We start from the raw sequence: 14,442 nt of genomic DNA, 5'->3' as shown, positions 1-14,442 counted from the left end.
GATACCGGGGCTTTGCCAAGTCAGCGCTGCTGGGCGAATCGGTCCGCTGGTTGCCCCTGCCGGGGCAAGTGCACGGCAACCGATTTCTGCAGCCACCGTCGCATGGCCAAGCCGCCGGCCAAAGCACCAGCGGCGGCGGCCCACGGAACCAGCCGGTAATCCGAAGTGAATACCAGCACGGTGGCAATCAGCACCACGGACAGGATGCTGTCCATGAACCTGATGGCAAATACCGGCCGTGCATTCTCATGTACCGCAGCCAGCAGGCCATACGGTGTGGACGCCGCCACCGCGCTGGCATACGCCAGCCACCCGGTAACAGCAAGACCTGACGGGCGGATGCCCGTCAGCAGAGGTCCGCCCCAAGGCAGCAGCACCAGTCCAATGGCCGCGCAGCCTGCGGTGGCCAGCAACAGCTTGAGCACCACCGAATCAGTGTTCTTCAGCTGGCGCCATGGACCGGCATCTCGGTCGCGGGCCAGTGACGCAAACAGGTAGGCACAGGTGCCAGTGACCAGCAGCATCGCAGGAGCAGCATAAAGCCTGGCCGCCTCCAGCGAGCCGGCCGCGGCCAGGCCGATCAAGGCGGTGACGAGCACGCGCATCACGGTCAGCTGGGCCGGACGCAGTCCTTGCAGGGCAGAGCGCCAGATTCCGAACCTGGCGACGGCCCGGATCTGAGCCGGACGGCGGGCCGGTGTTTTTTCGCTTTTTGGCAGGCGCAGCCAACCGAAGGCGGTTCCGGCGCATTGCCCGGCCAGGACCGCCAAGAAGAACGCTTCCAGCGTCAGGGTGGAGAAGACGCCGAATCCCAGCAGCACCATGCTGGTGGTTCCCAATACCGCCAGGTCCACCGCGATCAGCTTTCCGAAGTTGAGGATCACCATGTAACTGCGCCGAACCAGCTCTTCAGCGACGTAGGCAACCACTGTCAAGCCGTAGAGCACGGCTCCGAGCAAGCCCAGCTCGGTACCCGCCCAGCAAAGCAACGCTCCGATGGCCCCCAGGGACAGGGCCAGCAAAGCGAGCCAGAAGCGCAGTCCCGCCTGCACATGCGGATCATGCCGGTCCAGAACCGTCAGCGAGTCGCCGACAAAGCCGGAAACGATGGCAGCTGCAAGGATCAGCGCTCCGTAGAGCGTCGAAATGAGGCCCAGAGCCTCCAGCCCCAGGAGCTTGGAGGCCAGCATCAGCACAATCAGGCTCGTCAGAGACTGGATTGCTTGGGCCGTGGAAGATGACGCCACGCCGGTGGCCTTGTCAAGCAGGGTTCTGGCAGCAGTCATTTCTTCTCTGCTTTCACTGCGAACAGCCCCGGAGCGTGCAGGTTGTCCAGATCCACCTGCAGCTTTGCGGGGGCGCCGGCCTCCGCGACGATGAAGGCGTAGCGGGCACTGGCCTGCTTTCCGGCCTCGATGGTGCCCGTGAAGTCATAGGCCTCGACCTCGCCATAAAGGGGCAGTGCGACCAGCTGGTTCTTGCCCAGCACGAGATAAGCGAGCACGCTGGAGATATCCAGCACCTTGTCGGTTCCATTGCTGATTCGAACCTCGTAGACCCGGTACGGCGCTCCGGTGAAATAGCCTGGTCCTTCACTTTTCACGGTGCCATTGCCAATGGCCGAAACCTTGACGCTGACCCCGTCCCGATAGCTGGCTTCGCTTTCATCCTCCATATCTGCCGGCAACCGGTCAGCGGCGCTGACTGCCTCACCGGAACGCTTCACGACCGGCAGCTTTCCCCCCTCGGCTTCGAAGGCAACCCCGCTGTAATCTGCTGGCTTCTCGATTTCGGGTGTTGGCTCGTCGCTGGGAACCTTGGTTGCTTCCGGCTGCGGCGCACTGTCTTTCGGCGCCTTCGTCGGATTGGCCGCAGGCTTGCCTGTTGGCGGTGCATACGGTGATGGTGCTTGTGCTTGCTGCGCCCCGTTGTCCAGCTCGCTCGCCTGGGGCGCAGCTGAAGTGCACGCTGCAAGCAAGAAGATCGATGAGCAGAGCATCCCCAGCGTTGCCAGAATTCTTATCCGTCCGGCGGGTTTCGTGGCAAAGGAGTCGGCGGCAGCTGGGGGGCAAGTCGTGTTTTCGCGCGACTGACATGCCGCCGACTCCGCCTCATAAGCCCACCCGGAAGTCGCACGCGGGATTTCTCCCGCGCGGGAAATCGGATGGACTGGTTGATGCGCATCCGGCGGTGTCCCGCCAGAGCAATTCTTGTTGATAGCCCGAGTGCTTCCAGGCTCATGTGCTCGCAACGAACGCATTTTCTGATCCCCCACAGAATCCGTACTGCTTTGTTTTCGAACATTGGTTGCGCTAGGCACCCGATGAAAGGTAGCGCATGCTTGCGGATCCTGGCTGCAAATTGATGCGGCCCGATATCTGCTTGTCCCAGTGGTCCTGCCATGGCGTGCCCGCAGTCAACGCCACGGGCACGATGCAAGTTCTCATCCTGGCTCCTAGTAGGCACCGTCGGGCTTGACCATGACCTGGAAGGTACGCCAGATCAACCGCAAATCGCTGAGCACGGTCCAGTTCTCTGCGTAGTACAGATCCAGCCGCACGCTTTCCTTCCACTCCAAATTCGACCGTCCGGAGACCTGCCAAAGTCCGGTCACCCCCGGCTTCAGCAGCAACCTGCGGCGGGCGTGGCCATCATAGGTTTCCACTTCGGCGAACAGCGCCGGACGGGGTCCGACCACCGACATGTCCCCGCGCAGGACATTGAGGAACTGTGGCAGCTCATCCAATGAATGCTTGCGCAGCCAGTTGCCGCACCGGGTGACCCTCGGGTCGTCTTTCAATTTGAACAGCGGCCCTGCCCCTTCATTCAGCTTCTGCAACGCGGCCAATTGTGCTTCGGCATCCTGGACCATGGTGCGGAATTTGAACATCTTGAAGGGACGGCCATCCTGGCCGGCCCGTTCCTGGAGGAAGAAGATCTTCCCCGGGCCATCACGCCTGATCAGCAAGGCGATCACCAGGAAAACCGGCGACAGGGCCAGCAAGGCGAGCAGCGAAAAGACGATGTCGAAGGCACGCTTGAAGAAGTATCGCGTCCCAGTGAATTTCGCCAGTTCCACATGCAACAGGGGCATCCCATCCATTGGGCTGGTGCGCACGCGGCGGCTGGCTACTCCGATCAGCGAGGAGGCCACAATGAGCCTGGTTCCGGTGCCTTCAAGACGCCAGCCCAACTGCTGCAAGGCTTCATTGCCACCGGGCAATGGTCCAGCCACGATCACCGAATCAGCATGCAACCGCTGGATTTCCTGCTCGATGGCGCCGGTGTCATAGAGCAGCGGAAGTACCGGATCAACCTCGCGGATATCGTGTTCGGCTTCCGGATCCGCCGCGCCGTCCATCAGCACCCCAACAACACGGTAGGCAGGTCCTGACTTCTTGGAAATCTGGCAGATTGCGAACGGGGCGTCAGCGGGCTGGCCGTAGACCAGCACATTGCTCAGAGCATAGCCGCTTCTGCTGCGCAGTCCCAGCCACTGGCGCCAGGTCCACCTGCTCGTCAGCAGCGCGGAGAGTCCCAACGGCAAGGAAAGTACGAGAAAGATCTTCAGGCTCTCTTGGCCGGTGATCACGATAAGTACTCCGATGAAGCCCGAGAGCATCAACCCCGAATAGACCATGATCTTGTATTCCTGCATGCCCACGGCAACGCTGCCCAAACGATGGGCTTTAAAGGATTGCAAGCTAGTCATCCAGGCGACGGTCAACAGAAGGCCGGCCAACGCATAGTATTGCGTGCTGCCTGCCAGCAATCGAGATATCTGCGAGTTTTGGGCTTGCGCGATTGCTGGCAAGGCGCTCACCAGCGCAATGACCAGCAGGTCAGTACCGTATAGCCGGCGCAGATAGGCGCGTCCTTGGGCACCAATGGTGCCGGTTTCCCTTTTGATTGCTGGACGCGGCAGCGTCCAGGTTCCGAGCGAAGACACATGATCTTCGCCTAGTTTGCTGCTAATTTGCGACATGGCTTGTTCCCACCCTGACTAGCGATTCAACGCTGCAAGGGTGGTCGCTGGTCGGCAACACAAAGTCAAGCATCTGTATTCCCCCAAGAAATAAGCGAGTTCCCCAAAACACAAGGCAATCGCGCTGTCCCACCAGCCCGGCTGCCGTTCTTTACCTTGAGCCTAGGATGCGAAAGCATCCGATGCACGAGTGGAGGAACACTCAAAAGATTGCCTGCCGTACCCGCAAATACTCACGTGGCACTTGGTTCCTACTCGATCACTACTTGGAAAAGACCGGCAGTGCATAGAAAAACCCTGCACCGGCGCAGAGGGGTTGCCGGTACAGGGTCTTTTCGGAAAGGAGCCGGCGGTCGCGCTGGGGGTAATCCTTGCGGATTCGCAAGCCACCGGCTCCGTCTCTGGGATGAGCTTCGCCGCAAAACACCAAGCGCGCGCCAGACCGACGGGCACTCGTTCGCAAAAGATCGCTTGCGTAATTCGCCAGCTCCCGCAAATCACATTACTCACCTGTGCTGGGCCGGGCACGGGTGGTACCTACCCCAAGTTTGCGCAAACCGGCACGTGCTACCTGCCGGTTGTACCCGCTTCAAGCCCTGCGTGATCCAATTCCGCGCGCTCGGTAATCCCCAACTTCGAAAATACCCGGTAGAGATGCCCCTCCACCGTGCGCTGCGAGACCGTCAAGGCCCGGGCAATCTGCGCGTTATTCAATCCCTGCCGGGCCAGGCTGACGATTTCCGTTTCCCGCGCGGTCAGTTCTGTCATGGCCAGGACACGGGCGATGTACTTTCCCGGGTCCATCCCCTGTTGGTCGATCAGTTGGGCGGCCCGGCGCAGCAAGGCGCCGCAGCGCCGCTGGTCTCCGGACTGGGCGTAGCGTTCGGCCGCCCGGGCCCAGGCCTCGATCGCCACCAGGTATTCTTTCTTGGCCAGGGCGTCCTGGGCCAGCTGCTCCAGCGGCTCGCCAAGCTCTGAGCCTCGCAAGTCCATCAGGCGCGCCAAAAACGCCGCTCGCGATCCCTGCTGCCCCGCCGCCAAGGCGCGCAGTCTTTCACCCAGTTGGGAGTCGGCCAGCTCCTGGTCCCCCAGCTGCCGTGTCATGCTGAAAACGAATTCGCGTTCCACCAGCGGGAAGCACTCCAGCGACTCACCCGGATACGGATAACCCAGCCCCGCAGCGAAGGCCCGTGCGAGGATCCGCTGCTTCGACGACTCCTCGCCCAGCTGTCCGTTCAGCGAAATCGTCCCGCTGGAACTGGAGGACCCGGGCCCGATCACCAGGGATTCAGGCACCGGAAAGCCCAACCGGGCCAGCAGCAGCCGGTACAGTTTATTGGCCAAGGCCAGCAGTTGAGTGATGTCCGCAATCTGCAGCTCCGTCACGGCCTCGGCCATTTTGGCCATGGCGAGCTGGACTCTGCCTCGCAGCAGGTGGCTGACGCCATCGAGCAGCGAGATGGCCCCCTGGTAGTACTGGATGGAACGGAGCCGGGCATGGCGATAGGAGTCGATGAATGCCGCGGCGCGCTCGTATTGTCCCAAGAACAGCAGGTTCCAGCCGATGCGGAAGAACACCCGGACCTCGTACATGGCCTGCGGGACCGGGTACTCCTTGAGGTCCTGCAAAGCCGGTTCCATCAGATCCAGGGCCTGCTGGCACCGGCCGGCGGAAGTGTGCAGGTCGCTGAGCATGATCATGCCGATGAAGCGCACCTGCGCGGGCAGCAGCCGGTCTTCCAGGAATTCTTGCAGCTCGGAAACGCTGGGCAGCGGACCGCGGGCGGTATTGACCCTGAGCCAGAAATCCAGGACTCTGGCCCCCGCACTATGCAGGGCCACGAAACTGGATACCTCTTCTGCGTCCGCGTGCCCCCGGGCACGATGCTTCCAATCGTCCAGGATCCGCTCCAATTCGGCGCCATCAGTTCCGATATTCGTGGTGACCTCCAGCAGGTAGGCGTAGGCCTGCCCGAGCAGCGCCAGATCCGTCAGCTGATCGATCAGGCGCAGCAGCAGCGCGCGTGCGGCATGGTGCCGCCCCATGCTCAGCAGCATCCGCGCTTCGAGCAGCGCTCCCTGCCCATGATGCCGGGCGAGCTTACCCAAGACGCATAGGCGCAGGGCCAACCCGAAATTCAGTTCCCGAGCGGCCTGCTCGGCCAAATCCAGGACCAGCTTCGTGGGCACCTGCTTACCGGTTTCCAAGGACCACAGCACCTCGCGGGCATTTGGCTCTTTTCCCAGCGAGACCGCCGCGGTAACCCACAGGTCATGCAACTGTGCGATGTCCTGCTCGGTGGCCAAGGCGCGGACGACCCGCTGCATGAGCTTGGACTTCAAGGCCATCGCCGGGCCTTGCCGCATCAGCTCGCCGATTTTCAGCAGCCGCCGGTAGGGCAATCCGCACTGCTCCAGCACTTCTGGAGGCTGCGGTCCGGCCAAAGCCAGCAACAACAGCGACTGCTGCTCCTGAACGGACAGGGACCGGGTGATTTCCTGGCCCAGCGTCAACATTGGCGTATCGATTTCCGGAAGTGCGCGGGCCACGATCCATACCGGCTCGTGGAGCCCGGGGCCCTGCGGCAGCCTGTCATCGTGGAAAAGCGTGCCTTGTTCCAGGCAGGATGCAGCATAGGCTTCAACGAAGCTGGGGTTACCGCCGGTGACCACATCGATCAGGCTCACCGTGCCCTCGGCGAGCTTGCGCCCCATCACTCCTTCGGCCACCGCGCGCACCCCTTTGCGGTCCAGGCGTTGCAGGGCCATGGTGGTGAAGGATCCCAGCTCGGCCAGCGCGCCCAGCGGGCTATCCGCTTCTAGCGACCCGCTGCCCAGGGCCAGCACCTTCACGTCGGCGTTTTCCACCAGCAGAGAGAGGATAAAGCAGGACTGCGGGTCCAGGAACTGCGCGTCTTCGACCACAACGATATGCGGTTCAACCTGCCCGCGGCTGGAAAGCAGGCTCCGATTTAGCTCGCGCAGCACGCTCACCGGCTCGTCGATGCTCTCCAGGGCCCCCAGATATGGCGACAAGGCACCATGGGCAATAGTGCTCAAGGACGGCGTGCAATACAGCGTCATGACCGGCTCGCCCATGCCCGGGGAAGCCAGCACTGCCTCCACGAGGCTGGTCTTGCCCACGCCCTGCTCGCCCAGCAGCAAGACGCCGGCAGGACCTGGCCTTTGCAGGATCTGCAGCAGCCGGTTGTATTCAGTTGTCCTGGTCTTGGTAATCAGTTGATGCTGTTTCATCGCAGCCCTGCGGTACGGCGGCTGGTGCGGTCAAGCGCAGTGAGCTCCTGGCGATTTCGGACCTGGAGCTTGGAATATACCTGGTACAGATGCCCCTCCACGGTGCGAATCGAGACGCCATTGAATTTTGCAATTTCCGAATTCGTTTTGCCAGTTATGGCCATCTTTGCGATCTGGGCCTCGCGCTTGGTCAACTCGCGCATCCAGCCCGGCTGCTGTTCGATGGCTTCAAACTGCAGCTCGTCGTGCTGCTGGATCTGCGGAGCCGAGGCCCGCTTGCGGCCGTTGACTGTCCGGGAAAGCTTGCGCTGATCCCTGGCTTCCATTGATGCGACGAACTCGTTGTTCGATGGCACGGACATGAGCAAGTGCCCGGCCTCGACCATGCCGTCCAGAGCCGCTGCCAAGCGCGGCGAGTCCTTGGCCGACGCCGCGTCTGCGAGCGCCTCCAGGTTCTGTCCGACAAGGCCCTCGCAGCGTCTGGCGGCGCTGCGCAGCTGCGGCAGCACCAGCTGGTCTCCCAGCCGCGCGGCGAACCCCAAGGTCAGCGCTTCGAGCAGGGTGTGCTGGCCGCCGCGGGCACGCTGGGCGAAGGTTGCCAGCCGCAGCCTTGCAGCCTGCGGCGAGCCGAGTTCGGCCAACGCAAGGCAGGAGAAGACTTCTGCCGCCCAGGAGTAGAAGCTCAGCGGCATCTTCATCGCTCCGGGGGTCCCGTATTCAGGGCATACCAGTGCGGATGCCTCCACCCGCCTCCCGGAGCAAGCCAGCGCATAGGCAATGACCGATCCAATTAGTGCTTCGGTTCCCCGGTCTCCGGCCACTTGCATCTGGTGCAGGTTCGGTTCCAGCAGGCGCAAGGCAGCGTCGTAGTCATTGCCCAGTCCCAGCAGGATCCCCCGCATGATGTCCCCGTAGGAAATGAGCAAGGGACTGATGTACTGCCCTTCGGCCAGGCGCTGGGCGCGGGCTGATGCCGCGTTCCAGACTCCGGAGAGCAATTCGGCCTGGAGCAGCTGGAACTCTATGTCTGCTGCGTCCTCGGAATGGAAATTCGAGACCGTCGGGCCGTTGAAGCGGATATTGCGCAGTTCCCCGTCCACGTAACGGACCAGCTTCATGGCATCGGCCTGTCGCGACTGCGCCGCCCAGCTGGCAGCTTGCAACGACAGGGACCGCAGGTGCAATGACTCGCTCATCCAGCCTGACGAAGACAGCAGTGACTCGCTGCTGCCGGCGATGCTCGTTTCTTTGGTCATCTCGGTGCTGAATAAGGTCGCGAACGTGCTGAGCAGTTCCAGTTCCTGGAATGCGATATCCAGGGATTCGCGCGGGCCGGATTCCCTGATGGCCTGGGCCAGTCCCGCCTTGGCCAGGTCGATTGCTTCGAGTCCGTGGGACAACTGGCCGAGCATGGCCAGCGCGCGCACGTGCATTTCCACGATGCCCACCCGGGTGCGCGGGTCAGTTGGCCAGCGTTCGACGTGATAGCCCTGCTGCTGGAAGTCTTCAGCCACCCTGAGCTGCGATTCGTAGTCGCCAAGGTCGTTCAGGGATTTCAGTTGCGCAAGTATCCGGGCAGCCAATGGGTCCTTGTGCAACTTGGCCAGCAGTTCCACACCGTGAGGGTGAGCCTGATTGCTGGATTCGGCGCGCACGAGCAGGGACAGCAGCGGATTGGATATGCCTACCTTGTAGGCGGCGCCGGGCAGGTACTTGGCCTGGCCACGGTTCAGCAAGCCGTCAAGCTCGCAGGTCAGGCCCGAACGCCGGATGCGGTTGAGTTCCACCGGCCCGCCCAGTGCCAGGGCCCCGAGCAGTTCGCGTTCACCGTCATCGAGCCCATGGGTCAGCGAAACGTGCAGGGCCTGCATCGCAGGCCCGGAATCGAGCGCGTTTATCCGCAAGGCCCAGGTACCGTTGTGTTGCAGCAGATGGCCGTCTTCGCGCCAGCTGTGCATCAACTTGAGCATCAGCGAGCGGTTGCCCCCGGCCAAGTAGCACAGGGTTGCCGATGCGTAGGCGGAGACCCGCCCTTCCAATTCCTGCTGGACGAAAGCGTGCGTTTCCATGCTGCCCATGCGCTCGACGCGCTGGTGCGCCAGCCGGCCCGAACGGTACAAGGCGAACAGGTCCCCAGGAAGATCCTGCACGTGTTCGCAGATCACGAAAAGCTTGATCTTGCCCATCGTGGCCAGCTGGGCGAGCAAGGAGCTGGATTGCTCGTCGATCAATTCAGGCCGCCCGAGCACCACCATTGACGGGCGCTGGTCGGTACACAGCACCCGGCCCAGCTGGTGGATCAGCTCATGACGGCTCGAAGCTCCGGCCACGTCGACTTGGGCAAGCAGGAATGAAAGCACACCGAAAGGCACTTTCGTGCCGAAGTTGCTTCCGTTCAGCCGGATCAGCTTCGGCGGCTCGGCCATCTGGCCCAAGTCGGTTTCCAGCTGCGCCCTTCGACCGCTGCCCACTGGTCCGGAGATCACAGTTCCGGCGCAATGCGGGTCGTTCAGGACTCTGCCCAAAATGCCTTGCGAAATCCGCGAGAGTTTCGAAGTTGTCTTGCTATCTCCCCGCTGCGCTTGAGCATTGCGAGTGCCCGCCAGCGAGAGAATTCGTGAATATTCCATTATTCAAACCGCCCCAATCGGTTCGTTCCCCCAAATTAACCGCTTGACCGCGAAAGAATCCGCCTGGACTCTTCCTCGTATTTCCCCATCCTATGACTTAAAGGCAGCGAGATCACTGGGTTCGGCAGGATAAATGAAGCTCAGTCACTTTTTCTTCTTTTCCCAGTGAATACACAGCACTTCGCCATCACTCGGCAACAACGAATTCGTCCCCACAAATTCTGAAGTTGACTTGGGACAACTCTCACCGTGCGCAGGATGGTCGAACCTGACTGAGGGTTTCTTTCCGTTCACCTGCCCTCCACTTGGACCACACCCGATTTTTACCTACCCGGTTTTTATGACGTCACGCGATTCTGGCCAAGGAACTGGTCCAGCAAGTCGGATAACGGCTTCGGCGCGAAGCCGGTCGCTTGCAATTTTGCGGTGTCCAGCGTGCTGTTTACCGGCCGGGGTGCCAGATGGGGCCGGTCCAAGGCATACTCCCGGGTGGAAACCGGCTGCACGGCATCCGGGTCATGGCCGCACAAGGCGAAGACCTCGCGGGCAACTTGGTACCAGCTGGCGGGTTCGCCGCCGCCCTGCAGGTGATAGATCCCCGGGGCGCTGCCGGTATCCAGCAAGTGCATGATACCGCGGGCCAACTCGCTGGCGAAGGTCAGTCGTCCAACTTGGTCATCGACCACCCTGGGCGCGATTCCCTGATCGGCCAGTCGGCGCATGGTGGACACGAAATTGTTGCCCTGCCCGATAACCCAGCTGGTGCGCACCACATAGTTGCCGGTGTGAGCCAGCACAGCCTGCTCGCCAGCGGCCTTGCTTTGGCCGTAGACTCCGAGCGGCGCGATCGGATGCAGCTCATCGACCTCACGTTGCGCGCCATCGAACACATAGTCGGTGGAAACATGCACCAGCGGCACCCCCAGCTCACCGCATCGTGCCGCCAGCTGGCGCACGGCCACGGCATTGACCTGCCACGCTTCGGCACTGCCCGCAGGGGTTTGGGCCCGGTCCACTGAGGTCATCGCCGCCGCGTTGACCACGTGGCTGCAATTGGCAAGGTCCAGCGATGCCGCGAAGCCCGGGGACTGCAAGTCGGTCTGGGCGCGGGTATACAAAGCGATCCGTTCATCTGACTTCGCCAGTTGGGCGAAGGCACGTCCGAGCTGACCGTTCCCGCCGAGCACCGCAATTTTCTTGGGCTGCACTGGTTTCGCCTGCGCCAGCGGTGGGTGCTCCTTGTCCGCCTGTGAAACTATGGCCTCATCCAAGCTGATGGGCCAGGGGATGTCCAAATCCGGGTCGGCCAGATTGACGTAGCTGTATTCCAACCGGGCTGCCTCTGTCCAGTGCTCGGTGACCAGGTAGGAGTACACGGTGTTCGAGGCCAAGGTCTGGAAGGCATTGGCCACCCCGCGTGGCACGAAGACCGCTTCGCCTTCGCCCATCTTCGCGGTAAACAGGCTGCCGAAACCGTGCCCGGGACGCAGATCCACCCAGACGCCGAAGATCTCTCCAGACAGCACCGAAATGTATTTGTCCCATGGCTCGGCGTGCAATCCGCGAGTGGTCCCGCGTGGGCCATTGAAGGAGACATTGTTCTGCACCGGGCGGAAGTCCGGCAAACCCGCAGCCACCATTTTCTCCCGCTGCCAGTTCTCCTTGAACCAGCCGCGCTCATCGCGGTGCACCGGCAGGCTGACCACCTCGAGTCCTTGAATCGGGCTGCCCTCCACCCGTAGCTGCGCCGCGCCGCCCATCAGCTGGCAACCTTGAACGCATCGGCCTGCTGCGCGTAGCGCTGCTCGGTCTGTGCCTTGGCCGGCTCCCACCAGGAGCGGTGCTGACGGTACCAGCCAATGGCTTGCTCCAGGCCCTGCACCAGGTCGGTGTACCGCGGCTGCCAGCCAAGCTCGGTGCGCAGCACCGTGGAATCAATGGCATAGCGCAGGTCATGGCCGGCCCGGTCGGCCACCGCATCGAAGTCATCGGCTTTCCTGCCCATCAGCTCCAGAATCAGTGCGAGCACTTCGCGGTTGCTCTTCTCTCCGTCCGCACCAATCAAATAGGTGCGCCCGGCCTGGCCCGCTTCCAGAATGAGTTGCACCGCCGAGGAGTGGTCGCTGGCATGGATCCAATCGCGCACATTTGCCCCATTGCCGTAGAGCTTGGGCCGCAATCCCCCAAGGACATTAGTGATCTGCCGCGGGATGAACTTCTCCACATGCTGGTACGGCCCGTAGTTGTTCGAGCAGTTGGACAGCGTCGCCTCGATCCCGAAGGAACGGACCCAGGCCTTGACCAGCAGGTCGCTGGAGGCTTTGGTAGCCGAATACGGGCTGGACGGCTTGTAGGGCGTGGTTTCGGTGAAGCGCTGCGGATCATCGAGTTCCAGGTCCCCATAGACCTCGTCGGTGGAGATATGGTGCAGGCGCACGCCGTGGTTGCGCACAGCTTCCAGGAGTTCAAATGTTCCCAAGACATTTGAATTCACGAAGCTGCGCGGGTCGTGCAAGGAATTATCGTTGTGCGTCTCGGCCGCGAAGTGGACCACAGCATCATGTTGCGGCACCAGTTCGTTGACCAACACGTAGTCGCAGATGTCGCCAACAACGAGGTTGACGCGTTTGCTGTCCAAGCCTTCCAGCGACTGCCGGTTGGCGGCGTAGGTCATTTTGTCCAGTACGGTGATTTCACTGTCGGAATGCGCAATCATATGGTGCACGAAATTTGCCCCAATGAATCCTGCTCCCCCAGTTACAAGGATTCTTTTCATCTCACCAATGTAGCCAGTGGGCACCGCGGCCAAGCAACTTCCTAGCAATTCTCGAGTATGACTACTCTGACAAGATCGCTGCCCGCTTCATTAGGCTCGATAGCCATGAGGGGAATAATTCTAGCTGGGGGAACCGGGTCTCGTTTGCACCCGATCACGCGAGGCATCTCAAAGCAATTGGTGCCTGTCTTCGACAAGCCGATGATCTACTATCCGCTGACCACGCTGATGCTCGCTGGAATCAGGGACATCCTGGTCATCACGACGCCGCAGGATGAGGGGCAGTTCAAGTCCTTGCTCGGCGATGGCTCACAGTTCGGCATCAATCTGTCCTATGCCGTGCAAGCCCGGCCTGAAGGCCTGGCCCAAGCGTTCATACTTGGCGCCGAGCACATCGGCGGGGAATCCGTGGCGCTGGTGCTGGGTGACAATATCTTCCATGGACCAGGTTTCGGAACCCAGCTGGGCAGCTACGCCGTCCAGCCCGGAGCAAGGATCTTCGGCTATTGGGTCAAGGATCCCAGCGCCTATGGCGTCGTCGAGTTCGATAGCTCCGGACGGGCCATATCACTGGAAGAGAAGCCGCTGGACCCGAAAAGCCACTATGCTGTTCCGGGATTGTACTTCTACGATAATTCGGTGGTTGGCAAAGCCCGGAGCTTGCGGCCTTCGGCCCGTGGAGAGCTTGAGATCACCGACATCAACCGCTTGTACCTCGAAGAGGGCAACCTCAACGTCACGGTGCTGGCCCGCGGAACTGCGTGGCTTGATACCGGAACCTTCGATTCGCTCAACGACGCCTCCAACTTCGTGCGCACTGTCGAAGCGCGGCAGGGATTGAAGATCGGTTCTCCCGAGGAAGTTGCATGGCGCCAGGGGTTCATCTGCGATGACCAGTTGCGCACTTTGGGCCGGGAGTTGGGCAAGAGCGGGTATGGCGATTACTTGCTTCAGCTGGCAGAAAACAGTTTCGTCGATCCCCATCATTCAACGCGTCCTGCCGCTATGCCGGCTATCAGCTGACATTCGAGGGCTTCGCGGCTTCCGGACGCCGTTGGCACCCGGAAGCAGTGCGCTGGCTAGCGCGTCGAGCGCAGCGAGAAGAACAGGAAGCTCAAGAACGCGTCGCGTTCACGCAAGGCTTCTGGAATCACGCCTTCGGGCGCATCCTTGGCATACGGCGGCTCCCAAACACGCTCCACCGCGAACCCTGCGGAGATCAGTGCCTTCATGGTTTCATGCAAAGGCCGATGCCAATAGGTCAGTTCGGCAGGCTTCCCCTTGAAAGTCACTTCGTCGGTGTACTGGGTGAGCTGGAAGTAGTCCTTGCCTCGGTGGTTGAACGGGTAGAGAATCGGATGGTTCACCGACATGATGAGCCGGCCGCCGGGCTTGAGGACCCGGCGGACTTCCTCCAGTGCGTAGTCCCAGTCCGGCAAATAGTGGAACACCAAGGAAGCAATGGCATCGTCAAAACTGTTGTCGGCATACGGGAGCTTCTCCCCCAATGTCGCCACTTTCAGGTCGGCATCTTCGCCCAGCCGCTGGCGTGCCAGGTCCACCATTGCCCGGCTGGTGTCGAAGCCCGAGACGTTCGCTCCACGGCTCATGAGCTGTTCCGACAGCGGACCGGCGCCGCAGCCGATATCCAGGATGTTCCGGCCGGCAACCTCTCCTGCCAGTTCCAAGGTGGCCGGCCGCTCATAGTAGGCGTTCAGCATGCTGAATTCGTTCTCGTCAGCGTAGTCCTGAGCGAAATCGTCGTAGTTGCTTTCCTGTGGCACGGGCGCCCTCCT

At 61.6% G+C, this 14,442-nt stretch carries 9 protein-coding genes; 1 reads left to right on the top strand and 8 read right to left on the bottom strand.

Annotated elements, in window-relative coordinates:
- Positions 1 to 20: 20 nt before the first annotated feature.
- The 7 genes from AB4Y71_RS08655 to rfbB form a co-directional block, all read right to left on the bottom strand.
- Positions 21 to 1,286, bottom strand: coding sequence for a hypothetical protein (locus AB4Y71_RS08655; RefSeq protein WP_441719636.1), 1,266 nt, complete (start codon positions 1,284 to 1,286; stop codon positions 21 to 23).
- Positions 1,283 to 1,999, bottom strand: coding sequence for a hypothetical protein (locus tag AB4Y71_RS08650; protein WP_441719633.1), 717 nt, complete (start codon positions 1,997 to 1,999; stop codon positions 1,283 to 1,285). Before AB4Y71_RS08650 ends, AB4Y71_RS08655 begins: the two co-directional genes overlap by 4 nt.
- 456 nt (positions 2,000 to 2,455) lie before the next feature.
- Complete coding sequence (locus AB4Y71_RS08645; protein WP_441719631.1) at positions 2,456 to 3,985, bottom strand: sugar transferase; 1,530 nt, start codon at positions 3,983 to 3,985, stop codon at positions 2,456 to 2,458.
- 567 nt (positions 3,986 to 4,552) lie between these two features.
- Positions 4,553 to 7,240, bottom strand: a complete 2,688-nt coding sequence (locus tag AB4Y71_RS08640; protein WP_441719628.1) for a LuxR C-terminal-related transcriptional regulator — start codon at positions 7,238 to 7,240, stop codon at positions 4,553 to 4,555.
- The gene (locus AB4Y71_RS08635; RefSeq protein ID WP_441719626.1) at positions 7,237 to 9,870 is read right to left on the bottom strand and encodes a helix-turn-helix transcriptional regulator; all 2,634 of its coding nucleotides are present in this window, start codon (positions 9,868 to 9,870) and stop codon (positions 7,237 to 7,239) included. Before AB4Y71_RS08635 ends, AB4Y71_RS08640 begins: the two co-directional genes overlap by 4 nt.
- A 338-nt stretch (positions 9,871 to 10,208) precedes the next feature.
- Positions 10,209 to 11,630, bottom strand: a complete 1,422-nt coding sequence (locus AB4Y71_RS08630; protein ID WP_441719625.1) for a sugar nucleotide-binding protein — start codon at positions 11,628 to 11,630, stop codon at positions 10,209 to 10,211.
- Complete coding sequence (rfbB, locus tag AB4Y71_RS08625) at positions 11,630 to 12,646, bottom strand: dTDP-glucose 4,6-dehydratase (RefSeq protein ID WP_441719623.1); 1,017 nt, start codon at positions 12,644 to 12,646, stop codon at positions 11,630 to 11,632. Before rfbB ends, AB4Y71_RS08630 begins: the two co-directional genes overlap by 1 nt.
- 105 nt (positions 12,647 to 12,751) lie before the next feature.
- Between rfbB and rfbA the strand changes: the two genes are divergently transcribed.
- Positions 12,752 to 13,669: a glucose-1-phosphate thymidylyltransferase RfbA gene (gene rfbA, locus AB4Y71_RS08620; protein WP_441719621.1), complete on the top strand. Its 918-nt coding sequence runs from the start codon at positions 12,752 to 12,754 to the stop codon at positions 13,667 to 13,669.
- 56 nt (positions 13,670 to 13,725) lie between these two features.
- Here the strand turns inward: rfbA and AB4Y71_RS08615 are convergent, their stop codons facing one another.
- The gene (locus AB4Y71_RS08615) at positions 13,726 to 14,430 is read right to left on the bottom strand and encodes a class I SAM-dependent methyltransferase (RefSeq protein ID WP_441719618.1); all 705 of its coding nucleotides are present in this window, start codon (positions 14,428 to 14,430) and stop codon (positions 13,726 to 13,728) included.
- Positions 14,431 to 14,442 lie beyond the last annotated feature (12 nt).

Source organism: Glutamicibacter sp. MCAF14 (genome assembly GCF_052114325.1).
In the GTDB taxonomy this organism is placed as follows: Bacteria; Actinomycetota; Actinomycetes; order Actinomycetales; family Micrococcaceae; genus Glutamicibacter; species Glutamicibacter arilaitensis.
This window is presented reverse-complemented; position numbering and strand designations above follow the sequence as displayed.